Origin of the sequence: Paludibaculum fermentans (genome assembly GCF_015277775.1) — a bacterium.
Taxonomy (GTDB): Bacteria; Acidobacteriota; Terriglobia; order Bryobacterales; family Bryobacteraceae; genus Paludibaculum; species Paludibaculum fermentans.
In genome coordinates, this window is sequence record NZ_CP063849.1 from 1,732,806 (window position 1) to 1,758,119 (window position 25,314).

The window sequence follows — 25,314 nt, forward strand, 5'->3', positions numbered from 1 at the left end:
CGCGCCGGAAAGGCCGTTCTCCAACCGGTGGTCGGCGATGATGGTTCGGCCAGACGGCTGCTAGCCTTAAGCAATGCGCGTGGATCTACACAGGCCGGCGGAAACGCGATGGCAACTCTCCACCGCCCAGCAGGATGCGGCACGCGAGCTGCTAGCTGTGTATCAACGCGATCTCGGATTGCAGCCAGCGGTTGTCGCCGGGATGGCGCGGCCCATCGTTCGGGCCGACTATTGGGCCGAAATGGAAGGCATCGCGAGCGCCGCCGGAGTGCCCGTCGACGTAGTGGTCACTGGGAATCTATACTACGACGCCCTGAAGGCCGTCCTGGTGGGATGCACCGCGTTTGCCGTGGACACTCCCAATGGGCCGCTCCACGCAAGGAACCTCGATTGGTGGAGTGAAAACGATGTCCTTCGCCGCCACACGCTGGAAACCGAGTTTGTGGGCGGGCCGGCCGGACGCTTCAGGACGGTCGGTTGGCCGGGTTTTGTGGGCGCATTCTCCGGCGTCGCGGAGAACCGGTTTGCCGTCACCCTCAATGCCGTGATCAGCGATGAGCCCCTGCAGGCGGCGGCGCCGGTGGTGTTTGCCCTGCGGCAGGTGCTGGAAGAAGCGGAGAACTTCGAAGCCGTGCTGCACACGCTTCGAACAATCCCCCTGGCCTCTGACTCGTTGTTGCTGCTGACTGGCGTTCGCGAAGGAGAGATGGTGGTCATCGAGCGAACTCCGACGCGCGCCGAGGTGCGCCGGCCGGAGAACGGAGCCATCTTCGTGACGAATGACTACAGAATGCTGCGAACAGGGTTGCGCGGGTTCGAATCCGAGTTGCAGGCGAGCGCCTGCCGGCGTTACGACCGGGCATCGGCATTGGTGGCATCCCAAAAACCGAAAGATGCAGCGGAGTGCTTCGCGTGCCTCAGCGATCCGGAAGTGCGGATGGGGCTGACGGTGCAGCAGATGGTATTCCAGGCGGGGACGGGGTTGTGTGCGGTGAAGTGAGGGGTTTTTTCGGCGGGTAGCTGGGCGGGGCGCTCAGTGATTGCCCGTGACGTGCCGCTGCCCTAGCAGATGGCAACTGGCCCTGGCCGGTGACCGGATGCGCCGTCCAGCGAACGGGAGCAGTTCCACGAGATGAGTGAGTGGATCGGCTCTCACCACCGATTTGGATACTCCGGAAAGGCGATGAGCATTTCAGAGCCCCGGTAGGGACAGACCTTAACCGGGTGGCCACTCCCGTGAAGCAACGTGGCGAGCCCAACTCTAAAGTGGGCAGCTAAATACTTGGCACATCCAGAGTCCCGCCCAAGTATTCACGCCATGACTGGACGACTTCCTTGGCGAACAGGCCCACGATGCACCCTTCGAGTCAACGAAGAAGACGTATCCATCAGCTTCTTCATCTTCATCCCCGACATCAGCAGTGATGCGCTCCGTTGTGCCGTCCTTATAGGATATGACAAACCGTTTTGGGGCCATGGATCGTCAGTCTGCAGCGGAGCGCCCCTGCGCTGGTGAGTTAGGTATACAAACGCCTTTATGGGACTGGGGCCGAACGTCTACCGGCCTCTGCTTTGGCGGCGCGGAGGGCACAGCGGTTTCTGCGCCCCCCCCGGCACTGGCGCACGATCCGTTCAGACTAGTTTTTGCGAAGGCGATAGCGCAACGGCAGCTTCCGTCGTCAGCACGCGGAAGACAAACGTCTCCTGAAGATAGAGCTGCACGGTGGAATCGTTGTGGCTGAGATAGCCGATCGAAATGTCCTGGCCGACGTTCAGCTCAAAGTCGCCGCCTCTGGTGGTCAGCACAAATGCGCCTTCAATCGCCGGAGCCCAGATCAGGTTGCCATCCACGATGCGCTTCACGTGCTCGAGCACAGGGTATCCGTGATCTCGGGTTTCCGCAAGCGCCGTATACTCTTCCGCGCCCAGCACCACGGAGTAGGGCCCGTTGACGCCCATCAGCCGTAACTGGCTCAGGGCATGCGCCACCACATCCGGATAATCCCGCACATCGGCGGGCAGCGTATCGATGGGATTGCTGGTGCACTCGCGAATGCCCCGGATGCCGGCGTCCGGGTAGCCGTTGAAGACGGCCCGGTCTTCCGCAAAGGCCAGCTTTTTCGCGGCGTCCTTCGCAGGCTGCCAGTCGGAGTCCTCGGAACCGCGCTCCACATCGTCGATATCCTGGCGGGACAATTCGAAGGGCACCCGCAGTTCCACCAGCGGCTTCACCTCACGCTGTTTGGCGAGGATCCCCTCAGCAGGAGCGGCAATCGTCTTCAGATGTCCGGTGGCCACTCCAGGCAAGGCGATTCCGCCCGGGGCGGGCACATCCACGACGCGCCGCGCGGCTAGATAGCGCTTCAGCGTTCTCGATGTCTCTTCCTCAATCTGAGCCCATGCGGCGTCGGAAATCGGCGCTAACTCCCGGTGGAGGTTATTCATCCTTCACTCCCTTCAGAGATCCTATTCCTAGTGATGAATCGCGCGGCGCGCTGGGCTCAGGTAAAGGTGCGGGCGGGGTTGGGCCGGTGGCCGGCGCCTCCGCGCTTTCCTCCACCAGCGGCGTGCCGTCAGTGACGTTATCCAGAAAAGACGCCGTCGGCACGAAGAACAGGCTGCCCGTCACGGCGCGGCTAACGTCGAGCAGCCGGTCGTAGTTGCCCGGCGGCCGGCCGACGAACATGTTCTCCAGCATGAGCTCAGTGGGCCGCGGTGTCCGGCTGTAGCCGATGAAGTACGTTCCGAATTCGCCCTGTCCAGGACGCCCGAACGGCATGTTGTCCCGCAGAATCTGGAGCTGTCGTCCGTTTTCTTCAATATTGGTGAGCGCGTTGTGCGCGTTTGTCGGCTTCTCGGCGTCGCTCAGTTCCACATCGGAGAGCTTGCGGCGGCCGATGATGCGTTCCTGCACCTCGACCGGCAGCGCATTCCACGCCTTCATGTCGTGAAGATACTTCTGCACTATGACGTAGCTGCCTCCCGAAAAGGAGGGATCCTCGCTGCCGACGATGGCTGCTTCGCGCGCCGCATCCGCACGCGGATTCTCGGTGCCGTCGACGAAGCCAAGCACGTCTCGATCGTCGAAATAGCGGAAGCCGTGCACCTCGTCGGCCACAGACACCACGTCCCCGATCCGGTCCATGATCTGCATGGCCAATTCGAAGCACAGGTCCATCCGTTTGGCGCGAATGTGAAACAGAATGTCGCCCGGAGTAGAGACGGCGTGGCGGGTACCGGAGCGAATCTCCCGGAACGGATGAAGTTCGGCGGGACGAGGCGCCCCAAAGAGCTTGTCCCAGGCATCGGAGCCGAATCCGGCGATGCAGGTCAGGCCCGCTTCTATGTCGCGAAACTCCACTGCGCGAATCAGCCCGGAGAGGTCCGCGCAGAAGGCGCGCAAGTCCGTATAGGCGGCCTCGTCCTGGCGGATGCACACCACCAGGAAAATCGCCGCCCGCGTCAGCGGACCCACCACAGGCTGTGGGAGAACGACCTCGTTCAGTTCGCTGGGAGTGTCCATAAGTGCAATTTCGATCTGCCCGGTCTTTCGTCGTATTATCGCATTTTCATGATGGGCAATCTCCGCGTTGGCACTCACCCGGACGAACGTTTCGCACCTGGAAGGCGGCCCCACAGCAGGATCCGGGGAGGAAGAGGAGTTGGGCCGGCGACCTCTGTCCGCGATCGGAGAAACCGGCCAGGCGATTCGGCCCTCCATGTCGATGCCTCCAGCCCTGGACACAGCCGTCGCCCGATGCTGCCTGCACTGGAGAACTCGGCCTCGCATTCGTCCGCGGGACCGCCGCCCGGCTATGCTATCATGCCCGCAAGTGTTCGAGAATCTACACGTTGCCCCGGGTCTCGCATTCCTTTTCGATATGGACGGCGTGATCGTTGAATCCACTGTGCTGCACACGCGCGCCTGGGAACTCTATCTTTCCAGGCTCGGCATCGATTCCAAAGGAATCATGGCGCGCATGTTGGGGAAGCGGAACGACCAGATTGTCCATGACATCTTCGGACCGGATCTGCCGGAGCACGAAGTTTTCCGCCATGGCGCGGACAAAGAACGGCTCTACCGAGAGATGATGGCGCCCGTGCTGCAGTCGCAGTTGGTGCCCGGCGTGGTGGAATTCGCCCGCGCCGCGCACGCCCTGGGCGTGCCCTGCGCCGTGGCCACCAATGCCGAGCCCTTGAACGTCGAATTCGTTCTGGAAGGCGCGGGCTTGGCCGGATGCTTCCAAACGATCGTCGACGGATACCAGGTGGCCCGGCCAAAACCGGACCCCGAAGTATATCTGACGGCTGCGGGCCGGCTGGGCGTGAACCCGGCCAATTGTGTAGTGTTTGAGGATTCGCCAGGCGGCATGCAGGCGGCACAAGCCGCTGGAGCCCACCTGGTGGGCCTGCTGACGACGCTGACGGAAGCGCCGCTGGCCGGCCTGGCTGTACCCGATTTTCTAGATGAGCGGTTGTTGCCATGGATTTCAGCTCTGGAGCCTCGTTAGACCGGACGACCGTCGGCACCGCGGTGGTGTCCATGCTGCTGGCGTCACTGGTATGGTGGCGGCGGCTGGGCCGGCTGACGAAACAGCGCCGCACCGTCGGACAAATCTACGCCTTGAGTGAGGAGGCCTTCCGCGCCCGCTCCGCAGCCGAGATCCTCAGCCAACTGGCGGGCAAACTGCGCGAATCCGCCGGACTGGAAGCCGTCACCATCTTCGTCGCCGAATCGGGCAGCGAGCAACTGGAAGTGGTTGCAGGCAAAGCAGTAGATGCGAAGGCAGCACAGCGCTGCCACGATTCCGCGGAAGCGGTCCTGACCCCGAACTCCTTGAGCCTCCCGATGCTGTCGCAGGGCGCCGGCAGCGGCGTGCTGCAGTGTACTGCCCACCAGGGCGTACATCCGCCGGCCGATGAGATGGCCGCCCTCCGGCATCTGGCCAATCAGGTGGGGATCGCCCTGCAACTGCTGGAGCAGCGTCAGTTGCGAGACCAACTGCTGCGCAGCGAGAAACTGGGCGCGGTGGGTCAGTTGATCTCCAGCATCGCCACCGAGTTGCAGCCTCCCCTGCAGCGCATCTCGGCTGCAGCCCGCGGCCCGGCGCTATCCGAGGTGGCGGGCGATGCAAACCAGGCGCTGGACACCCTGGAGCGGCTGATCTCCTTCGGACGTCCGGATCAGGCGCGCGTACGCCCCGTCGAACTAAACGAACTAGTCCGGAATCTGGCGGCTTTCCGCGCCCAGCCGTGGCGCCTGCAACTCGTGGCAGCCGACGTCAACCTGGCGCCTGGCGAACTGACGGTGCTGGGTTCCAGTGGTCAACTGGAGCAGGCCGTCTTGAGTGTGCTGGTGCATGCCGAACAGTCTCTCCAGCACGCGAGCACCAAAAACATCATCGTCACGACCACCCAGGTGGAGAGCCAGGCTGTTCTCTCGGTGGAGTTCTCGGCGGCCTCCAGCGCCTGGAATGAAGACACCGAGTCAGGAGCCTGGAGCCTCGGCGTAGCGCGCGGCATCATCGAAAGTCACGGCGGCGAACTGCGCCGGGATCCGGCATCAGATGGAACCCGGTTCGAGATTGAACTGCCATTGACGGAATCGGCCGCACGCCCCTCGGCGCGCCGCGTCCGGCAGCAGTCCAAGCCCTTGACCCTGCTGCTGGTTCATCCGGACACCAACGTGCTGCGGCCCGTGGTGGAGGCGCTGGGCAGGCTGGAGCATCGCGCCATCCCGGTGCTGACCGCGGCCGAGGCCCTGGAATACGCCTCACGCCTGAAATTCGACGCCGTCCTGGCCGCGGCGCAGCTACCAGACCTGGCCTGGAGCGAATTCGCCGAAAAGGCCCGTGCGCACGCCGCGCATGTGGGTTTGATCGCCACTGCGTCCGACACCGCGCAACCCGGAGCCCTGACGCTGCACCTGCCGGTGGACGAACTCGAACTGGAGCGAATTTTGACCGGTCTTGACGAAACCGCGTGACGGACACGTCCATCTGTAGTCAGTGAGACAATACAGCTTATGCGTATCCAGGTTTTGCGTCTTGCCGCGGCCGTCGTGATACTGGCCGGCGTGGCTTTGGCCCAGAAGAAGTACACGGGGCCCAGGCCGCCCAAGCCGGACGTGCCCTATATCGTCCATGCCGGAAAGCTGGTGGAGACGGAATCGAACACGGCCACCGAGTCGCAGGGCAAGGACGGCGCCATCTACACGGTGCCGGGCACAACTTCATCCGCGAAGACGCCGATGCCCGAGCCCATCATGATCTTCCAGTCCGACAAGATCAATCCGGACCGCCTCAGCCTGTACAAGATGGAAGTGAAGGGCGGCAGCCGTTCGCTGGTGATCCCACCGGCGGGCAAACGCGGCAAGAAGGACGCCGTGCGCCCGCTCTTCCTGATGGTGACGCCGCTGGCGCCCTCCCTGTTCAAGGTGGAAGTGAATGAGGTGATCGGGGACGGCGAATACTGCCTGTCCCCGGAAGGTTCCAATCAGGTCTTCTGTTTCACGACCTACTAAGCGAGAGCCGCGCGGCAGAAGTCCGCGCATTTCTTCACCTCGGCGACCGTATCGGGCGCCTTGTACTCATACTCGATCATGGGCGGATTGTCATAGCCCTTCGTCTTCAATAGCTGCAGCACCTGGCGGATCGGCGTATCCCCTTGGCCGAACGGCATGTTGTCGCCCTGATTCTTCTTGCGGTCCTTGATGTGCAGCGTCAGGATGCGGTCGTGGTGCTTGTCCAGATACTCCACCGGATCAAAGTTGGCGGCGCAGAAGTGGCCGATGTCGAGATTGATGCGGATGTACTCGCTCGTTCCGGCCATCGCATCGGCGAAGTTCTGCGGCGTGGCGAACTCATTGGGGGCGATGCGCGAGTGATTGTGCATACCCACCATGATCTTGGCCTTCTTGGCGAAGGGGTCGATGCGCTTGGCCGTGGTCACGTTCGAGGACGCGGTAATCCACTCTACGCCGAGCGCCTTGGCAATCTCGAAGCCGCGGGCAATTTCCGGATCGGTGAAGTCCTCCCGGAAGCTGTAGTTATACGCGACCAGCGTGAGCCCGCCCGCGCGAATCTTGGCGGCAGCGTCCTCGAAGTGCTTGAAGGGCGTTTCGAGCCGCCATTTGCGGATCTCGTCGCGGCTCACCGGCTTCTCCCGAGTTCCGGTGGGCTCGATATGGCCGGAGAAAAGCTCGACGTATTTCAGGCCCGTCGCCTGGTAGCCGGCGATGGCGCCCGCGAGATCGCGGTCGCGGAAGCTGTAGCTCTGCGCGCCGAGGCGCACTTCATTGGTCCTGGCCAGGGCGGCTGCGGGCAGCGCGGCCAAAGCTGTCTTTAGGAAGTCTCTGCGATGATTCATACTGAGTCCCAGTGGTTGCGAATATCCTATCATTTGTGACCTGGATTCTTGCAGGGGCAGTACTGGTGACGGCGGGTGCGCTGGGCGCGGGCAGAGCCGCGTGGCGGTGGCGCGAGCCGCACTGGGCTTACGCATTGGCCTGCGGGGCTCCGTTGCTCAGCCTGGGGGTTTTCCTCCTGCTCCTCTTCGGCCTGGCCTCCAAAGCCGCGCTGATCGCACTGTGCCTGGGCGGGGCCGCCCTGGGGACACCCGGATGGCGCAGGATCCCGCACTGGACCCGGCCCCCCTGGATCACACTGGTCTTCGCGCCGTTCGTGGTCCTCTATGCCGTAAACGCACTAGCTCCGCCGGTCCAGCCGGATGCGGTGACTTACCACCTGGGGCTGGTGGCGGAGTGGTTGCGGCTGCACGGCTTCGCGGCGCGCATTGGGTTCTACGAGATGCTGCCCCTTGGCCTGGAGACGCTGTTCGCGCCGGCGGTGGCAGTCGGCGGATACTCGTCCGCCAGTGTCTTCCACTTCTTCCTGCTATGCGCCACCGTTCCCCTGCTCTGGCGGATCGGCACGCAACTGGGCCTGCAGCGCGAGACCGCGGCCGGAGCCTCCGCGCTCTACGCGCTTTCGCCCATCGTCGGCATGAGCGGTACGGCCGCCTACAACGACGCCGCCGGAGTCTTCTTCACCGTGGCAGTCTTTGCTCTGCTCCTCGAAGACTGGCGCGAACCGGGCACCCACTGGTTGGCCTACGCCGGCCTGGCCGCCGGTTTCTGCTACGCGGTAAAGATCACGGGCCTGCATGTGGTGATCGTGGCGCTCGCCTGGATCCTCTGGAAACGCCGCTGGCGCGGCGCGGCCGTCTTCCTGACCGCGGCACTGGTCTCGATTCTGCCGTGGATGTTGCGCGATCTCCTGCTCACCGGCAATCCAGTCGCGCCTTTAGGGAACAACTGGTTCCCGAATGACGCGTTCCACGCGGCCACCGAGAATTCCCTCAGCTCCTATCTGCGCGACTATGGCGCCTCGTGGCGCCAACTGCCATGGTCCATCGCTGTGGACGGCGTGGCCCTGCAGGGCCTGATCGGGCCAATATTCCTCCTATTGCCGCTGGCCTTGTTCGCCTGGAAGAAACCAGCAGGCCGGGCGGTGCTGGCCGCTGCGGCCGTACTCACGCTGCCCTGGACGCAGAACGTGGGGGCGCGGTTCATCATGCCTGCCCTGGCGTTCTATGCGCTGGCGCTGGCGATGGTGCTGCCGCGCCAGTTGCTTGCTGTGGTAGTGCTGTTGCACGCTTTCTCTGCCTGGCCGGCGGTGATGAATACCTACACCAATCAGTGGGCCTGGCGGCTGAAAGGGCTGCCCTGGGAAGCAGCCTTCCGAGTGCAAAGCGAAGATTCCTACCTGACCGCCAATTTGTACGAATACAGCTTTCTGAAGAAGGCCGCGCAGCATCTGAAGCCGAACGAGCCGCTGCTGGATCTGTACGGGCTGCCGTATGCCTACCTGCCCACCGCTCCCCTGGGCCCGCTGCCTTCCGCCGCCTTCGACAACATCGCCGGCGCACTCGACCTCGCCGCGGGGCGACTGCCGGAGCAGTTGTACTCCATGCAGTGCGACTGGCCGCAGCAGTTCGTCCGGGCCGTGCGCATCCGCATGGAGAATCCCTTCCCTGCCGCGTGGAGCATCTCGGAAGCCGGCCTGCTCAGGGATGGCCGGGCCGTGAAGATCTCCAGGGATTGGTTCCTGCGCTCGTGGCCGGAACAGGGCGACGCCTGGCTGGCGGTGGATGGAAACCGGGCCTCCCGCTGGCAGTCGTGGTCAAGATCGAAAGCGGGCATGACCTGGGAACTGCGGTTCGACCGGCCCGTGCCGTTGGACGGGATGTGGGCCATGATGGCCAACGTGGATTCAAACCGAGTGGTGGCGATGTACGTTCAGCGCATGGACCGGCAGTGGAAAAAGGTGTCGGACCGGGCAGTGATGCAGGCTCCGGCGAATCGGATGTACCGGCGCTCGGCTATCCTGTTCGCAAAGAACTCGGGCTACCGCTGGATTGCGGTCAGAATCGGACCCGGCGGCCGCGGGAGTGTGGGCGAGTCGTTTCTGGCTTCGCCCGACGTGTGGGGCGTCGAACTGGTCGATCGGGTGGAAAGCATCGGCCTCTTTCGTATCCGGTAGCGAAGCGGCTACACGCGGTCGAGTTTCAACGCGACGTCGTCGGCGATCTGCTTGCCGTGAAAGCGCCCGTTCTCGATGAAGATCTCGTTGGTGTGCATGCCCGCCACCAGCACACCCGCCAGGTAAACCCCGGCCCGCTCGCTCTCCAAGGTCTCGGGATTCAGATTCGGCCGCTGGCTCTCAGGGTCGAAGCGGATGCCGTGCCGCGCCAGGAAATCGGTGTCCGGGCGGTAGCCGGTCATCGCAAAGACAAAATCGTTCTTCAGGCGGACCGGCCCCTCGGGTGTCATCAGATTAACCGCATCCGGTTCGATGCTCGCCACCGAGGAATCGAAGTAGGCCTTCACTTCGCCGGCCTTGATGCGGTTCTCGATGTTGGGTTTGATCCAGTACTTGATGTTGCCGTGCAGCTCAGGATGGCGATGGACCATCGTGACGCGGGCGCCGGTCCAGAATAGCTCCAGCGCGGCAATCGCGGCCGAGTTCTTGCCGCCCACCACCAGCACATCGTGCGCGTAATACGGATGCGCTTCCTTGTAGTAGTGGATCACCTTGGGCAGGTCCTCGCCGGGCACGTTCAGGTAGTTCGGCCGGTCGTAATAACCCGTGGCAAGGATCACTTTGCGCGCCCGGTAGCTGAGCTTTCGGCCCTGCCGGTCTTCCGTATGGATCGAGAAATCGCCGTCTGACCCTTCAAAGCCAATGACACGCTCGTACTGGTGGATGTCGATGCCGTAATGGTCGGCCACGCGGCGGTAATACTTCAGAGCCTCGACGCGCACCGGCTTCTCCCCCACGCTGGTCATCGGGATGTTGCCGATCTCCAGCAGCTCCGGCGTGGTGAAGAACATCATGTTCGTGGGGTAGTGGTAGAGCGAGTTGGTGAGGCAGCCCTTGTCGAACAGGACACACGACAATCCCCGCCGCTTCAGCTCGATCCCACAGGCGAGGCCGGTTGGCCCCGCACCCACTACGATGGTGTCCAGCACCTAGAGCATGCCCTCGACACTGGCGCTGGCCGCCGCAAGCGCAGCCGGCAGGGCCGCCGCATCCTTGCCGCCGGCTTCCGCCATGTCCGGACGTCCGCCGCCCTTACCGCCCACCGCCTGGGCAATCGAGCCGGCCAGTTTGCCGGCATGCACCTTGGCCGTCAGGTCCTTTGTGACCGCCGTGACAATCGCCACGTTGCCTTCTTCCCCCGAAGCCAGCAGGATCACCGCCGACTTCCAGCGGTTGCGGAAGTCGTCTGCGAGATTGCGCATCTGGGCGCGATCCATGCCCTCGGCCACGGCCGAGAGGATCTTCACCCCCTTGACCTCGCGAACCTGCGATTCCAGCCCGGCGGCGGCCGCATGGGCCACCTTCTCCTTCAGCGTTTCGATCTGCCGCTCCAGCGTCTTCTGCTGTGCCAGCAGGCGGTCGATCTGGTCGAGGAACTCCGACTCGGAAGTGCGCAAGGCCGAGGTCGCCTTGTGCAGCGTATCGGTCGTCTCCTGGAAGCGCTTCAGCGCGGACGCGCCGGTCACCGCCTCAATGCGGCGCACACCGGCCGAGATGGAGCCTTCGTAGACCACCTTCAGCAGCCCGATCTCACCGGTGCGATGGACGTGCGTACCGCCGCAGAGTTCGCGGCTGAAGCCCGGCACCGAGACGACGCGAACCTTCTCGCCGTACTTTTCACCGAACAAAGCCATCGCGCCGGTGTCGATAGCCTTGTCGAGTTCCATGACATCCGTGGTAACAGGCACGTCGAGCAGGATCTGCTCGTTGGCCAACCGCTCCACCTCGGCCACTTCCTGGGCGTCCACGGCCGTGTAGTGCGAGAAGTCGAAGCGCAGCCGGCCGGGTTCCACCACGCTGCCGGCCTGTTTCACGTGCTTGCCCAGCACCTGCCGCAGGGCAGCATGCGCCAGGTGCGTCGCCGTGTGATTGCGCATGGTGGCGAAGCGGCCGGTATCATTCACGCGGGCCGCGACAAGTTGATCGGTCTTCAGCTCCCCCAGGCTCCGCGCCTTGTGCACGGTGAGCCCGGGCACAGCCGGATAGGTGCGCGTGACGTACGCCAACGGTTCGCCGGTCTCAGGGCTCACCAGGATGCCCGTGTCGCCCACCTGGCCGCCGGATTCGGCGTAGAAAGGCGTGCGGTCGAGCACGATTTCACATTCGGTCTCGGGGCCGACGCTGTCGACGCGCTGCTGGTCGACCAGGATCGCCAGCACCTGGGAAGCGCCGTGCTCCAGGGTCTCGTAGCCCAGGAACTGGGTGCGGCCGCCGCCCAGCAATTCCTGGTAGATGGGCGCAATCTGAGCCTTCTCGGCGCCCTTCCAACTGGCGCGGGCCCGTTCGCGCTGCTTCTGCATCGCGTCTTCGTAACCGGCGACATCGATGGAGAGGCCAAGTTCGCGGGCCATCTCCTCCTGTTCGTCGAGGGCCATGCCGTAGGTATCGTAGAGCTTGAAGGCGGCCGGACCGGGCAGCACTCCACCGGCGGCCGACCTGGCTTCGTCGTGGAACACCTTCTCGGCGACCTGGAACGTGGTGGCGTAGCGGTGCTCTTCGTCCTTCACGACGCGGGCCACGCGCTGCACGCTCTCCAGCATGTCCGGATAGGGGCCCTTCATGAAGTCGGCCACAAACCCCGTCAGCTTATACAGGAACGGATCACCGGAGCCGATCATGCGGGCATTGCGCATCGCGCGGCGCATGATCTTCCGCAGAACGTAGCCGCGGCCTTCGTTCGACGGCAGCACGCCGTCGTTGATCAGGAAAGCGGTGGCGCGGGCATGGTCGGCGCAGATGCGCAGGACCGTGTCCGTGCGGGTGTCCTCACCGACGCTCTTGCCCAGCAGATTGCCGGCCTCTTCGACGATGGAGTACAGCAGGTCGCACTCGAAGTTCGAGAGCTTGCCCTGCATAATGGCGGCCACGCGCTCCAGGCCCATGCCGGTGTCGATGGAGGGCCGGGGCAGCGGAGTGAACTTGCCGCTGAGGTCGCGGTCGAACTGCATGAAGACGAGGTTCCAGATCTCGACGAAGCGCCCGCCGCCGTCGTCGGGGAACTTCTCGTGTTCACGGCCCGGGGCGGCGGTGTGCTCGCCCAGGTCAAAGTGGATCTCGGAGCACGGTCCGCACGGGCCGGTCTCGCCCATCTGCCAGAAGTTGTCCTTCTCGTCGAGGCGGAAGATGCGGTCCTTGGGGACCCCGGCGACCTTCTGCCAGAGCTCCTCGGCTTCGTCGTCTTCGCGGAACACGGTGACGTACAAGCGGTCCTTGGGCAGGCCGTAGCCGTTGGTCACCAGATCCCAGGCAAAGTCGATGGCGTCGGTCTTGAAGTAATCGCCGAAGCTAAAGTTGCCCATCATCTCGAAGAACGTGTGGTGGCGGCGGGTATAGCCGACGTTCTCCAGGTCGTTGTGCTTTCCGCCGGCACGGACGCACTTCTGGGCGGTGGTGGCGCGCGAGTAATCGCGCTGCTCCAGCCCGGTGAAGACGTCTTTGAACTGATTCATGCCTGCGTTGGTAAACAGCAACGTAGGATCGTTGCCGGGCACCAGCGAAGAACTGCGCACGACGCGGTGGTTGCGGGCGGCGAAGAAATCAAGGAACTTCTGGCGAATCTCGTGACCTGTCACAACATTATTGTGACACAGCGACCCGCGCGGGCTGACCAGTGGAGGGTGGATTGCGGAGAGGAAAAGGGCCCGCGCCACGGGGACACGGGCCTTTGACGGTATGTACTAATTCGTCCAGCTAATTGGCGGTCTCGAGCACGATGACCGAATCCACCGCGTCGGGCGCCTCGGCCGGCAGGGCGACGGACAACTTCGTGCCATCCTGCGTGACTTTCAATGACTTGCCGCGCTTCGACAGCAGATAAGCCTTCTTCACCTTGCCGGAGAACTGGTCCATCTCAAACTGGCCCGCGGGCCACTTGAAGAGGTGGATGTAGAGTTTGCCGGGCTTCGTCGTGCAGCGCCAGTCGGTCTTGGCATTGATCACAGGCTTCCCTTCCCGGTCTTTCTTCACCGGATCGGGCGTGCCGAGCTCGGGTCCGAAGGGCGTCGGGCCGGCGCCATAGATGGATTCGCCGTTCACTTTCAGCCACTTGCCGACGCCGCGCAGATTGTCCTGGCTGGGCTGGGGGATGACGCCTTCGGCCGTGGGGCCAACGTTCAGCAGGTAGTTCCCGCCCTTGCTCACGATGTCGACCAGCTTGAAGGTGAGGTCCGGAGTCGTCTTCCAGTCGTTGTCGTCTTTCTTGAAGCCCCAGGTGTGGTTCAGGGTCGCTGGGACTTCCCAATCCTCCTTGACGACAGTGCCCGGAATCACATTGTCGCCCATGGAGCGGTAGTCGCCGGAAGCGCCCAAACGGCCGTCGATCAGACAGGCGGGCTGCATCTGGTGGATGGCGTCGATGAAGGGCTGCGAGCGCTCCTTGGTCATCATGCGGGGCGTATCGAACCACACCAGGCACATCGGCCCGTAGTTGGACATCAGCTCCTTGAGTTGCGGCAGGGCCTTGTCGCGCAGGTACTGGTCGAAGTCCTTCTGGGGATCGGGGCCGAAGTCCCAACTATTCCCTGCGCCGTTCTTTTCGTGCCAGTCCTGCGCCTGGGAATAGTAGACCCCGAACTTCAGGCCGTGCTTGGCGCAGGCCAGCGCGAGTTCCTTGACCACATCGCGTTTGAACGGGGTGGCGTCGACCACGTTGTACTTGCTCACGGCCGACTGGTACATCGCAAAGCCGTCGTGGTGTTTGCTGGTGATGACGACATACTTCATGCCGGCATCCTTGGCCATCTTCACCCACTCCTCGGCATTGAACTTGACGGGGTTGAACTGGGTAGCGAGCTGTTCATACTCGCCCACCGGGATCTTGGCGCGATTCATGATCCATTCGCCGATGCCTGGAACGGGCTTACCCTTCCATTCTCCGGCGGGGATCGCGTAGAGGCCCCAATGGATGAAGAGGCCGAACTTGGCCTCGCGGAACCACTGCATCTTCGCGTCCTGGGACGCGGGAGCCGGCAGCGCGGGCGGCAATTTCTGGGCGGCGCACGTGGCGGCGAGGACCAGGCAGGCAGTAAGAGTACGTGTCAAATAGGGAATCCGGGGTTTCAACGGAGACTCCTTCCTTTCGATGCGTTAGCGTTAACATATCAGAAAAGAAGAAGGCCGTCATGCGCATTTTTTACGCAGGACGGCCCCACAATCCGGACCCGTTAGAACTTGTACGCCGGCGGCTTGATCCCCTTCACACGCAGGTAAACCTCGGCCTGCCCGCGATGGTGTGCCGTGTGCGTGAAGTAGCTCCACAGCCATTCGTAGCCGGTCAGGTTCCGCGCCGGAGGGCCCACTACCTTGTCCAGTTGTTCCAGCGTGACCCCGGCGATCGCCTTGTCGCAGAACGCGAAAGTCGAGGTCAGGAATTCGAGTGCGGCCTCGCGATCCACGTCCTTCTTCTGGTCCTTCGCCCACTCCGCCACACTGCCCTTCAACTCTGGCTTGGGCAGGCCACTGGCATTGGAGCACGCGTTCGCGTCCGCCATGGCAATGTGCGCCATCACCTGCCCGAAGTTCATCTCCTCAGGCGAGGGACGGAAGTTGTAGCCGTCGGCCGGCATCGCCGACGCGACGGCTACCGTGAATTCGCCGGAAACTTTCCAGTGCTTGATCAGTGCGTCTTTCACCGTCGACTGCGCCATGACGGGCACAGCCAACAGCCACAAAACAAAAAGCGTGAGTTTCATATGAGCCCCCAGGCTCACATTGTTAACCCACCACGACGCTCGGGCGCAACCAGTCTAGTTCAGGCGGGCCGCCTCGCCCTTCATCTTCTGCGCATTGTCGGCGGCCGGCTTGGCAAAGGGCCCCTTAATCGCCGCTGACTGTTCGCTGAACTTCACAGCCTCCAGGACCTTGGCTTTGCTCCCGGACGACACCCCGACATTGAAGTTGGCTACGCCGAGATGGTACAGGCTCGCCGCGGTGGCCTGCTCGTCGTCCTTGATCAGCGGCAGGGCGGCGCGCAGATCCTGGTCGGCCAGCGCAAACTGTTGCCGTTCACTGTGCGCCATTCCGGCGATGTAGTGGGCATGGCCCAGCGCCGATTTCTTTCTGGCTTCCCAATCCTCGGCGGACATGTTGTCTGGCTTGGGCTTCTTCTCCAGCACGGCGATCAGCTTCTCAGCGAAAATACCGGCCCGGCCGGTCTGGCGCTTGGCCATGGCGCTGTCGGCCACGATCACGAGGATGTCCACATTCTCCGGTTGGCTAAGGACCGCCTTCTCGGCGATGGGCGCAACCTTGGCGCCGTTTTCTGTCTGTTCCAGAGCCTGGAAGTACGGACCATACGCCTGATCCAGGAACTTGCTCTTTGGATTCTGCTTCTCCAGCACCGCAATGAGATCGATCAACTTGGGCGGTTCGGCCTGCAGCGCCGTGGTCGCCAGGGCGTTCTCCGTATAGAGATCGACTTCCTTGGCATAGGCGACCTGCTTCGTCCAGGCAGCCTTCGCTTCAGCACCCGCCGGAGCCGGCGTGGCGATCGTCTTCCGCGCCAGGGCGCTTGCTGCTGGGGCCAATTTCTTGACGGCCTCCACGTCCTTCGCCTGGACGGCTTGCTTCAGATTGTCGTGGGCGGTCTCCAGATCGCCCGCAACCATACGAGCGGCGAAGATGAGGCCCATTGCACTTAGGATCAGGAATTTCATGGCAGTCTCCAATATCACGCGGCAACATTATATTGCCGTTCGAGTGAAGATGGAAGGCCCCCATCGGATCCGAATCACTTTTTCTGGTTTGATTGCCGAAGCAGGCAGGCGGACAAAGCTTCGGCCGGCCCGGGCGCCCAGCGAACTGGGCCACCCGGACCGGCCTCGGCTAGAGTGCTCTACGTCCGTTGATAATGCCGATCAGCAGGCTGACCAGCGCGAGTACCAGCAGGATGTGGATGAAGCCGTACAACGTGTACGACGTCACCATGCCCAATAGCCAAAGAACCAACAGAACTACAAAAATCGTCCATAACATGAGGCACCTCCTTGTGCCGGACGGTAGCCGAGGCGGGTTGAGTTAAACAGTTTTCAGGTAGGCTCGTTTGCCGGCTTCCACAGCATTGACGATCCCGTCACGCTGCTTCAACGCCTGCTCCCGGCCTTGCTCAACGAGATTGGCCGCTGTCTCCTGCAGCTCTTCGGCCTGGTGCTTCAGGCGGCGCGCCTGGCCGCGGGCGCGGTGGGCAAGCCGCCCGCGCAGATGATGGCCCGATTCCGGCGCGAAGAGCAGAGCCAGGCCAGCGCCCACTCCCAAACCAACCATTGCCGCGAGGATGCTATCTCTGTTCATCTGTGCGTTCTCCTTTGACTCGTTTGTTTAGTCGCCCGACTTTTCGCGGGGCGAGAACCGGGTGAGCAGGGCCATCAGGCGAGCCGCGGCCGCCGGCGGAGTGCTCTTGTGCACCACCTCTTCCGTGGTCAGGCGCTTTCCGTAAAGGGTCTGGTTCTCTTCCATGTCCTGGCGCAGCGTAGCGCCTTGCAGGGAGATTCCGGCAAAGACACCACGCGCGCGGGACCAGGAAAGGATCTCAGCCCGCATGAACGCGTCGGTATCGGCGGTAGCCGTGCGGCCCACCGGTCCGGCGGCCACTGAACCTTCTCCACCCAGCGTGAACTGGCTGTCCAGAAGCTTCTTGGCGCCGCTCTCATTCATCACAAGCATAACGACATCGGTCTCCGACCCGCCAATCTGGAAGCCGACACTGCCGCCTTCCACGCGGATCGCGGCCGGCGCCGACCAACCCACCCGGCCGACCAGCCGGCAGGAAAGGAAGCCCTTGCCATACTTGCCGCCGACAATGAACGCGCCCTTCTTCAGGCCGGGCACCACCACGACGCAGTGCGCCTTTTCCATGAGGTCCTGGGGAATGCCCTTATCCGGCGTTCCCATGATTTCCGATAACACCACGGCCGATTCGTCCAGGCGCTGAACGGCGGGCGGTTCTTTTGCCATCAGCGGCAGAGCGGCCAAGAGTGTAATACCTAGAATCTGTTTCATTTAGAAACCTCCGTTTCTACTTCTGGCTTCTAAATCGCAATCTCCTTGCCATTTTCAGCAAGGAGACACTAACCGCTTTCATTTGTGCCGGATAGGGGGAATTGTAGACTCTCCGCACACACCGGCACGGAGGGCTGGCGGTGGGTAGACGGTAATTTTGACCGCCACGGTTCTGGGCGAAGAACCCGAAACCTCTCCAACCTGAGCGGAATCAGGCAGAAACGATTAGTGGCGGGGGCCGCCAATCCACGCCATGCCATCCGGACCGCCGCCGGTTTCAAACTGCCCCGTTTTCGTCATCGATTTGAGATCGATCACTGCCACATGATTGTCCCCCGCCACCGCCACATACGCCCGCGCGCCGCCGGGTTCGATGAGGATCCCCTCCGGCGCCTGCCCCAGCGGCACTTTCTTGCTCACCTTGCGCGTCGCGACATCCACGATCACCAACTCGCCGGAGTCGAGATCCGAGATGAGCACCGTCTTGCCATCCGGCGTGAACTTCAACCGGTTCGACCGCCTGGTGCCGAGCGGCAACGTCTCGATAACCTTCTTCGAAGCGATGTCGATCACCGACACCCCGCCGTCGCGCGAGTGCGCCGCCCACAACTGACTTCCGTCCGGCGAGACATCAAAGCCCTCGGGCCCCTTCCCCACGGGAACGACCGTCTGATTCCAGTTCATGCTGCCCGCCGTGCGTTCGAAAATCGAGATGGAATCGGAGCTGATGTTGGCGGTGAACAGCCGGTTCGTATCCGCGCTGAACTGCAGCATGTGCGTGGTGTTCTGGCCCGTCCCCAGCAGGTAGTCGAGGCGCTGCGACGCCGGATCGTAGCGAGCCACTACCTTGTTCACCTCTGCTGTAAACCAGACCTTTCCATCCATCAAGGCGATCCCGTGCGGCCGCAGCATGGGCGCCACCTCCAACCGCTTCAACTCCCTGGGACCTGAGAGGTCGATAATGGAAATCGACTTCCCTGGAGTCGGGCCGCTGCCGTAATTCGTGGCATAGGCGACGGTCCCCTCCGCATTCACCACCACTTCGTGCGGACCCTCACCCGTGGCCACCTTCCCCGTGATCTTGCCGGTCGCCGGATCCACGATCACCACCGTGGCATCGGCTTTGTTCAAGACCAGCAGCGCCGGTGACGGCAGTTCCGCGGCCCAAACGGAGACGGCCAGCAGAGTGACGGAAAGGGGGAGAAGCGCGCCCAGGGAAGTCTTCATGGGAATCCATTGTGCCGCGCTTTTCCCTGCCCTGCCGTAAATTCAGGCCGGATGTGTCTCATATTGCATGGCGCCGGCGATCGTCCCGCCCGGATCCTGGAAGAACAGCAACTGGCCCACCCCGGCCAGCGTGCAGATGGGCATCACAATCTTGCCGCCGTGCGCCTCGATCGCGTCGGCCGTGGCCGCGATATCTTCCACTGAAATCGTACATTCGAACCCAAACATGGGGACCCCCGGCACGATCTCCCGCCGCTGCTGCAGAGAGCCGAGCAACGGCGCCCCGGCCGCCGCCCCCATATCGATCATGTAAAACCCGGGCGGGCCCCAGGCGTTGAACTTCCACCCGAACACTCCCTCATAGAAAGCGCGGGAAGCAGGCAGGTCTGAAGTGTTAATGGAAAAGTGGGCTACTTGGTTTGGCATGTGGACATCCCTCCAACTGCGTCTGCGATCTACACGGATTCTAAGGCATGGCGTCCGGGGCAGGATCACGCTATATTGCCAGTTCATGCCGAAATCCCGCCAACTGTACCTGGATCCCACCGTCCTGGTCAGGAGCTTCGGTGTCACCCTCACCAACACCGCCCTCATCCCACCGCATGCGGCCGGCTGGCATGAGCTCATCTACGCGATCCAGGGTGTCCTCACCGTGCGGACCGACCAGGCCGCCTGGGTGCTGCCCCCTCACCGCGCCGTCTGGATCCCGCAGGGCATCCAGCACCGCCTGGAAATGACCGGCACCGTGGCTCTGCGCAACCTCTACGTGCGAGCCGACATCCGCCCCTCCGGTTGGGCGCCTTCCGGCTGTTGCGTCGTCAACGTCACCGGCCTGCTGCGCGAAATCATCGTGCGCACCATCCACTGGAGCGTGCTCGACACCCGCCAGCCCGAGCAGCGCCGCCTGATCGGGGTCCTGCTGGATGAGTTGAAGGTCCTCCACTCGGTCCCGCTGCAGTTGCCCGCACCCAAAGACGAACGGGCCGTCCGCTTCGCCGCGCTGGCTGCCGCGGACGGCGGCGCGCGTACTCCGGTCCCCAAACTCCTGCGAGCCTGCGGAGCCAGCCGCCGGACCATGGAACGCATCTTTCACGAGGAGACCGCCATGAGCCTCGGCCAATGGCTGCGCCGCCGCAATCTGCTGCACAGCCTGAAACTGCTGGCGGCGGGCCAGGGCGTCCAGGCCATCTCCGAGGAACTCGGCTACCAGAGCACCAGCGCGTTTATCGCCATGTTTCGCCGTGAGTTAGGAGAAACACCGGGCCGCTATTTCGACCCGCGGTAGAATCCCTTCCCACTCGCGCGTCCGGGCTGTCTATCATGTCCCTATGGCCCTGAACCCCCTCGCCGGCTTCCCGGCTCCGGCTGAACTGCTCGTCGACACCGCTCAATTGGAGCGCGATTACTACGCCAACAAGCCCGACATGGGCGACCAGCAGCAACTCGTCAGCTTCGGCACCAGCGGCCACCGGGGAACTTCCTCCAACAGCACTTTTACCGAATCGCACATCCTCGCCATCACCCAGGCGATCTGCGAATACCGCCAGATGAAGGGCTATACCGGGGCCCTCGTCATGGGCAAGGACACCCACGCCCTCTCCGCCGCGGCCCAGCGCACGGCCCTCGAGGTGCTGGCCGCCAACGAGCAAACCACGCTGATTCAACAGGATGACGGCTTTACCCCGACACCGGTGGTCAGCCACGCCATCCTGGAGCGCAACCGCGGCCTCAGCGCCGGCTGGAGCGACGGCATCGTCATTACGCCCTCGCACAATCCCCCCTCCGACGGTGGCTTCAAGTACAACCCGCCCAACGGCGGCCCGGCCGACACCGACGTCACCAACTGGATCCAGGACCGCGCCAACGAGCTATTGCGCGAGAACAACGTCGGCGTCCGCCACGTCCCGTTTGAACGAGCCATCCGCGCCGATTGCATCCATGAGCGCGACTTCATCCCCGGTTTCGTCCGCGCCCTTGCCGCCGTCATCGACATGGAAGCCATCTCCAAGGCCGGCCTCAAGATCGGCGTCGATCCCCTGGGCGGAGCCGCCGTCCACTACTGGGCCGAGGTCGCCTCCCGCTTCAACCTCGACCTGACCGTCGTCAATCCCAATGTAGACCCGCAGTTCGGTTTCATGACCGTCGACCACGACGGGAAGATCCGCATGGACTGCTCCAGTCCCTACGCCATGGCCGGCCTCGTCCAGCTCAAGGACAAGTTCGACATCGCCTTCGGCAACGATCCCGACGCCGACCGCCACGGAATCGTCACCCGCTCCGCCGGCCTGATGAACCCCAACCACTTTCTGTGCGTGGCCATCCGCTACCTCCTCATCAACCGCAAGAACTGGAGCACCGGCGCCCGCATCGGCAAAACCCTGGTCTCCAGCGCGTTAATCGACCGGGTAGTGAACAAACTGGGGCGCGGAGTCTACGAAGTGCCCGTCGGCTTCAAGTGGTTCGCCCCTGGCCTCTTCGACGGCAGCGTCGCCTTTGGCGGCGAGGAGAGCGCCGGTGCCAGCTTCCTGCGTCAGGATGGCTCCGTTTGGACGACCGACAAGGACGGCCTCATCATGGGCCTGCTGGCCTGTGAGATCACGGCGCGCACGGGCCGCGATCCGGGCGAGCACTACCAGGACATCACGCAGGAGTTCGGAGCCTCGTATTACACCCGCATCGACACCCCCTCCACACCGGAGCAGAAGGCCAAGCTCTCCCAACTGTCCCCTGCGGCCGTAACGGACGAAACGCTGGCCGGAGCCCACATCACCGCGAAATTGACCACCGCCCCCGGCAACGGCGCTTCCATTGGAGGCCTGAAGGTGGTCACCGATCAGGGCTGGTTCGCCGCCCGTCCTTCCGGCACGGAGAACATCTACAAGTTATACGCCGAGAGCCTGGTCAGCGAGCAGCATCTCGAAAGCATCGTGTCCGAGGCTCGGGACCTGGTCGCACGTTCCCTCTAGGAATCCGGGCGTCGTCTCGCCCCACGGATAGCCGTTCGCGGCCGGAGGTGTGCCCGCTTGAAACGAACGCGCTCCGTGATTCACTATCTGTTTGCCTCCACCGGGCGCGCTCAGTACGGCAGGAAATAGTCCTCATAGAAGCCAAGTAACGCTTCTCTTCGCCTTTGCGCCGTTGTAGATTGGCAACAGTACTTCCGCCTTTTCTTCTATGAAACTCCTACTCGTCCTAGGATTACTATTGGCGTCTCCCTACACCTCCAGCGGGTGGCAGCCCCGGTTGCGCCGGAATCCGGTCACGCGCGACGAGCAAACTCCGCCGCAGCCACGCACCGCAAGCGAGAAGCTCATCCTCAGCGTGCTCGAGGAGGCGGTCCAGGCGGACGAGGTCTGGGCCAATGTGCCGGAGATCGATGGCCGTATGTTGCGCCTGCTGGCCGAATCCACGGGAGCCCGCAACATTGTCGAAATCGGTACCTCGACAGGACTCTCCGGGCTCTGGTTCTGCATGGCCCTGGACCGCACGCGCGGCCACCTCACCACCTTCGAGCTCGATCCGCGCCGGGCCGCCATTGCGCAGGAGCACTTCCGCAAAGCGGGGGTGGAAAAGCTGGTCACGATAGTCCAGGGCGACGCCCATCAGAACGTGAAGCAGTTGAAGCTCCCCATCGATATCGTCTTCCTTGACGCTGACAAGGACGGGTACCTCGACTACCTCACCAAGCTCCTGCCCCTGGTACGGCCCGGAGGCCTGATCCTGGCCCACAACGTGGAAATGGTGCCCGAGTACATGAAGACCGTCACGGCCCGGCCAGACCTGGAGACCATCATCTACGCCCAGGGTGGCGGGCTGGCTGTCACGCTGAAAAAGCGATGAAAACACGGCAGGCCGCTCGCCCTGCCTGCACTTAACAATCCTTTACCTGGGCGAAAGCAACCCATTTTCGAAAACTGGCGTTCTATGGTTGTGAGGTTCAACGCAACCAAATGAACAGACTCACCCGATTCATCGCCGCTGCTGCCATCAGCTCGGCGTTCGTCTTCGCGCAGCGGCCGGGCATGGGCCGCATGGGCGGTGGCAATCCGCCGGACGCAGCCACCCGCATCCAGTTCCGCGTCGAGATGCTCACCAAACGACTCGGCCTCAGCGACGCGCAGCAGGCTTCCGCCACCACAATCTTCACTGAAGCGGATGCGGCCACAACCAAGGCCCGCGCCAACGTCTCTACCATTCACGACACCCTGGCGGCGGCGGTCAAGAAGAACGATGTCGTCGCCATCGACCAGGCGGCCACGCAATTGGGCACCATCAACGGCCAGGTGACCTCCATCGAGAGCAAGGCGGAAGCGGCGTTCTACGCCGTCCTGACGCCCGACCAACAGACGAAATTCGATTCAATGCCTCACGGACCCGGCGGCATGGGCGGCATGGGTATGGGCCGCGGTGGTCCGCAGGCGATGCGCTCCCAGACCAACCAGTAAGCCTGCCCCTACGCCCTCCCAGTGTAGAGCCGGCGCCTGAGCTGTTCTGGAGTAGATCCGGCCGCAGGGTGACATGCCCCCAACATGACCCACCCTGCGGCTCCGGTCTTGCCAGCCTGTGCTACCCTGCCCGTTTGAAGCCCCTCGTGCTAGCCCTGCTCCTCGCCGCTGTCCCACCCGCGCCTTTCGTCCTCCCTCTCTCCAACGGCCTGTATCTCGTGCTGGATGAAGCCCTGCACGTGCGCCGCGTCGCCGCCACGCCCCAGCAGGCCGAAGCCGACCTGCAGGCCTGGACCACCGGCCGGGACATCTACACCTCCCTCTGCAGCCGCTGCCACGGAGCCGATGGCGCGGACCGCTCCTACGCCGGCGGCAACGTGAAACCCATCAACGGCCTCGGCCGCCGCTACTCCGAAGACGAACTGCTGGAGCGCACCGAGCGTCCCGGCACCGTCGATCTCAGCAATCTCGACGCCCGCCTGCGCCACGCCCTGGCCGTCTACGTCTCCGGCCTGTAAGTCCCGGCCCCTCACATCGGATACGATGTCTCTGGCCCCATGTCTCGAATCTTCTTACTCACTCTTCTGGGCGCGGCTACCCTCGCCGCCGCCGACAAGCCCTTCACCCCACTCTTTGACGGCAAGACCCTCAAGGGCTGGGAGGTCTGCAACGGCAAGGCAACTTATGTTGTCGAGAAAGGCGAAATCGTCGGCACCACCGTGGAAGGCAGCCCCAACAGCTTCCTCTGCTCCAAAAAGGAGTTCGGCGACTTCGTACTCGAGTTCGACACCAAAACAGATCCGCTGCTGAACTCGGGCGTCCAGGTCCGCGCCCACCGCTACCCGTCCGACACTGTCGTCACCACCTTCGATGGCGCCAAGAGCGCGCAGCACACGGAACCCAAGGGCCGTGTCTACGGCTACCAGGTGGAAGTCGCGGACGAGAAGTCCGGAGCCTCCGGCGGCATTTACGACGAAGCGCGCCGCGGCTGGCTCGACAACATCTCCAGCAATCCCACCGCCTCCAAGGCGTTCAAAGACAATCAATGGAATCACTACCGCGTCGAGGCCGTGGGCGACTCCATCAAAACCTGGATCAACGGGATCCCCTGCGCCAACCTCACCGATTCCGAGGACCTCTCCGGCTTCATCGGCCTCCAGGTCCACGCCTACAAGGGTGACAAGCCCGTGCAGGTCCGATGGAAGAACATAAAGATTCAGGACAACGGCAGCCACATGTGGAAGCCGCTGTGGGACGGCAAGACCCTCACAGGCTGGACCCCGCGGGGCGGCGGCAGCATCACGGTGCAGGACGGCACCATCTACGCCCATTCCGTCGAGGGCGACGAGAAGATCGGCATGCTCGTCTCCGACCTCTCGCTCACCGACTTCACCGTCCGCCTGAAGTTCAAAATCCAGCGCGGCAACTCCGGCTTCTTTGTCCGGACGGATCCCAAGAACCTCGCTGCCTACGAAGTGGAGATCGACGAGAAGAAAGGCACCGGCGGCTTCTGGGAGACCGGCCCTGGCGGACGCAAATGGGTCACCGGCCCAGAGGACAACGGCACCGTGAAGCCGAACGACTGGAACCAGCTCACGGCTTCCCTGCACGGCCACCGCATCGTCTTCCACGTGAATGGCGCCCGCACGCTCTATCTGCCCGACGACACGCCCGGCCGCACAGAGGGCGTACTCGGCCTGCAGACCCACGGGGCAAAGAAGCCTACAGACGTCTGGTTCAAGGACATCGAACTGCTGGTGCCGAAAAAATAGTAAAACGGCTTGACCCGTCTATCGCTTCACGCCTCAACGTGGATTGCAGGAGGTCATATACACATGACGAAAGACAAGTTCGTAGCCATCCTGCGTGCCGCCGGCATCACGGAAGACCAGATGCACAAGCTGCACGTTGAGTTTGAGCGCACCGATCCGAAGGAGCACCAGGGCTTCCTCGAGTACCTGGGCATCCCGCCGGCCGAGATCACCTCGATCCGCGCGCAGAGCGCCAAGGGCTAACCCCAGACACAAGAAAGCCCGGATTCGCGC

At 63.2% G+C, this 25,314-nt stretch carries 25 protein-coding genes; 12 read left to right on the forward strand and 13 right to left on the reverse strand.

All coding sequences use genetic code 11. The features are described 5' to 3' along the window. The first annotated feature begins 73 nt into the window (after positions 1-73). The gene (locus tag IRI77_RS06835; protein ID WP_194451325.1) at positions 74-1,000 is read left to right on the forward strand and encodes a C45 family autoproteolytic acyltransferase/hydolase; all 927 of its coding nucleotides are present in this window, start codon (positions 74-76) and stop codon (positions 998-1,000) included. A 632-nt stretch (positions 1,001-1,632) separates the two neighbouring features. On the opposite strand, the gene IRI77_RS06840 is transcribed toward IRI77_RS06835, so the two are convergent. Continuing rightward, a complete protein-coding gene (locus IRI77_RS06840) occupies positions 1,633-2,445 on the reverse strand; it encodes a family 1 encapsulin nanocompartment shell protein (RefSeq protein WP_194451326.1) in 813 nt (270 codons plus the stop codon). Next, the gene (locus tag IRI77_RS06845) at positions 2,438-3,523 is read right to left on the reverse strand and encodes a Dyp-type peroxidase (protein WP_194451327.1); all 1,086 of its coding nucleotides are present in this window, start codon (positions 3,521-3,523) and stop codon (positions 2,438-2,440) included. The genes IRI77_RS06840 and IRI77_RS06845 overlap by 8 nt, the downstream gene beginning before the upstream one ends. A gap of 292 nt (positions 3,524-3,815) precedes the next feature. Here IRI77_RS06845 and IRI77_RS06850 point away from each other — a divergent pair, with 292 nt between their 5' ends. The 3 genes from IRI77_RS06850 to IRI77_RS06860 are packed head-to-tail and all read left to right on the forward strand — an operon-like array spanning position 3,816 to position 6,523. Further along, positions 3,816-4,511, forward strand: coding sequence for an HAD family hydrolase (locus tag IRI77_RS06850; RefSeq protein ID WP_323745323.1), 696 nt, complete (start codon positions 3,816-3,818; stop codon positions 4,509-4,511). Then, positions 4,484-5,986 carry a hypothetical protein gene (locus IRI77_RS06855; RefSeq protein ID WP_194451329.1) on the forward strand — a complete coding sequence of 501 codons (1,503 nt, stop codon included), beginning with the start codon at positions 4,484-4,486 and terminating at the stop codon, positions 5,984-5,986. Before IRI77_RS06850 ends, IRI77_RS06855 begins: the two co-directional genes overlap by 28 nt. Positions 5,987-6,025: 39 nt before the next feature. Then, positions 6,026-6,523, forward strand: coding sequence for a hypothetical protein (locus IRI77_RS06860; RefSeq protein ID WP_194451330.1), 498 nt, complete (start codon positions 6,026-6,028; stop codon positions 6,521-6,523). On the opposite strand, the gene IRI77_RS06865 is transcribed toward IRI77_RS06860, so the two are convergent. Beyond that, the gene (locus tag IRI77_RS06865) at positions 6,520-7,368 is read right to left on the reverse strand and encodes a sugar phosphate isomerase/epimerase family protein (protein ID WP_194451331.1); all 849 of its coding nucleotides are present in this window, start codon (positions 7,366-7,368) and stop codon (positions 6,520-6,522) included. The two genes, IRI77_RS06860 and IRI77_RS06865, sit on opposite strands and share 4 nt — an antisense overlap. A gap of 35 nt (positions 7,369-7,403) precedes the next feature. On the opposite strand from IRI77_RS06865, the gene IRI77_RS06870 reads away from it, so the two are divergent. Continuing rightward, positions 7,404-9,542, forward strand: a complete 2,139-nt coding sequence (locus tag IRI77_RS06870) for an ArnT family glycosyltransferase (protein ID WP_194451332.1) — start codon at positions 7,404-7,406, stop codon at positions 9,540-9,542. An 8-nt stretch (positions 9,543-9,550) separates the two neighbouring features. Here the strand turns inward: IRI77_RS06870 and IRI77_RS06875 are convergent, their stop codons facing one another. From IRI77_RS06875 to IRI77_RS06920, 10 genes are all read right to left on the reverse strand, one after another. After that, a complete protein-coding gene (locus IRI77_RS06875; protein WP_194451333.1) occupies positions 9,551-10,531 on the reverse strand; it encodes a YpdA family putative bacillithiol disulfide reductase in 981 nt (326 codons plus the stop codon). After that, on the reverse strand, positions 10,532-13,174 hold the full coding sequence (alaS, locus tag IRI77_RS06880) for an alanine--tRNA ligase (protein WP_194451334.1): 2,643 nt from the start codon (positions 13,172-13,174) through the stop codon (positions 10,532-10,534). A gap of 118 nt (positions 13,175-13,292) precedes the next feature. Further along, a complete protein-coding gene (locus tag IRI77_RS06885) occupies positions 13,293-14,642 on the reverse strand; it encodes an alpha-L-fucosidase (protein ID WP_228486631.1) in 1,350 nt (449 codons plus the stop codon). A gap of 122 nt (positions 14,643-14,764) precedes the next feature. Then, positions 14,765-15,292 carry a DinB family protein gene (locus IRI77_RS06890; RefSeq protein ID WP_194451335.1) on the reverse strand — a complete coding sequence of 176 codons (528 nt, stop codon included), beginning with the start codon at positions 15,290-15,292 and terminating at the stop codon, positions 14,765-14,767. 54 nt (positions 15,293-15,346) lie between these two features. Further along, positions 15,347-16,255 carry a hypothetical protein gene (locus IRI77_RS06895; RefSeq protein WP_194451336.1) on the reverse strand — a complete coding sequence of 303 codons (909 nt, stop codon included), beginning with the start codon at positions 16,253-16,255 and terminating at the stop codon, positions 15,347-15,349. A gap of 169 nt (positions 16,256-16,424) precedes the next feature. Continuing rightward, positions 16,425-16,574, reverse strand: a complete 150-nt coding sequence (locus tag IRI77_RS06900) for a lmo0937 family membrane protein (RefSeq protein WP_194451337.1) — start codon at positions 16,572-16,574, stop codon at positions 16,425-16,427. Positions 16,575-16,616: 42 nt separating this feature from the next. Then, positions 16,617-16,889 carry a YtxH domain-containing protein gene (locus IRI77_RS06905; RefSeq protein WP_194451338.1) on the reverse strand — a complete coding sequence of 91 codons (273 nt, stop codon included), beginning with the start codon at positions 16,887-16,889 and terminating at the stop codon, positions 16,617-16,619. A 27-nt stretch (positions 16,890-16,916) separates the two neighbouring features. Further along, the gene (locus tag IRI77_RS06910) at positions 16,917-17,597 is read right to left on the reverse strand and encodes a lipid-binding SYLF domain-containing protein (protein ID WP_194451339.1); all 681 of its coding nucleotides are present in this window, start codon (positions 17,595-17,597) and stop codon (positions 16,917-16,919) included. A gap of 225 nt (positions 17,598-17,822) precedes the next feature. Beyond that, on the reverse strand, positions 17,823-18,824 hold the full coding sequence (locus IRI77_RS06915) for a YncE family protein (protein ID WP_194451340.1): 1,002 nt from the start codon (positions 18,822-18,824) through the stop codon (positions 17,823-17,825). 42 nt (positions 18,825-18,866) lie between these two features. Then, positions 18,867-19,250, reverse strand: a complete 384-nt coding sequence (locus IRI77_RS06920; protein ID WP_194451341.1) for a VOC family protein — start codon at positions 19,248-19,250, stop codon at positions 18,867-18,869. Positions 19,251-19,335: 85 nt separating this feature from the next. Here IRI77_RS06920 and IRI77_RS06925 point away from each other — a divergent pair, with 85 nt between their 5' ends. From IRI77_RS06925 to IRI77_RS06955, 7 genes are all read left to right on the forward strand, one after another. Next, on the forward strand, positions 19,336-20,109 hold the full coding sequence (locus IRI77_RS06925) for an AraC family transcriptional regulator (protein ID WP_194451342.1): 774 nt from the start codon (positions 19,336-19,338) through the stop codon (positions 20,107-20,109). A gap of 43 nt (positions 20,110-20,152) precedes the next feature. Next, entirely contained in the window at positions 20,153-21,790 is a 1,638-nt protein-coding gene (gene pgm / locus IRI77_RS06930; protein ID WP_194451343.1) for a phosphoglucomutase (alpha-D-glucose-1,6-bisphosphate-dependent), read from the forward strand. A gap of 238 nt (positions 21,791-22,028) precedes the next feature. After that, positions 22,029-22,664, forward strand: coding sequence for an O-methyltransferase (locus IRI77_RS06935; RefSeq protein WP_194451344.1), 636 nt, complete (start codon positions 22,029-22,031; stop codon positions 22,662-22,664). A gap of 110 nt (positions 22,665-22,774) precedes the next feature. After that, complete coding sequence (locus IRI77_RS06940) at positions 22,775-23,269, forward strand: Spy/CpxP family protein refolding chaperone (RefSeq protein ID WP_194451345.1); 495 nt, start codon at positions 22,775-22,777, stop codon at positions 23,267-23,269. A 146-nt stretch (positions 23,270-23,415) separates the two neighbouring features. After that, positions 23,416-23,787 carry a c-type cytochrome gene (locus IRI77_RS06945; RefSeq protein ID WP_194451346.1) on the forward strand — a complete coding sequence of 124 codons (372 nt, stop codon included), beginning with the start codon at positions 23,416-23,418 and terminating at the stop codon, positions 23,785-23,787. A 39-nt stretch (positions 23,788-23,826) separates the two neighbouring features. Further along, positions 23,827-25,041: a 3-keto-disaccharide hydrolase gene (locus tag IRI77_RS06950; protein WP_194451347.1), complete on the forward strand. Its 1,215-nt coding sequence runs from the start codon at positions 23,827-23,829 to the stop codon at positions 25,039-25,041. A gap of 63 nt (positions 25,042-25,104) precedes the next feature. After that, entirely contained in the window at positions 25,105-25,284 is a 180-nt protein-coding gene (locus tag IRI77_RS06955; protein ID WP_194451348.1) for a MerR family transcriptional regulator, read from the forward strand. Positions 25,285-25,314 lie beyond the last annotated feature (30 nt).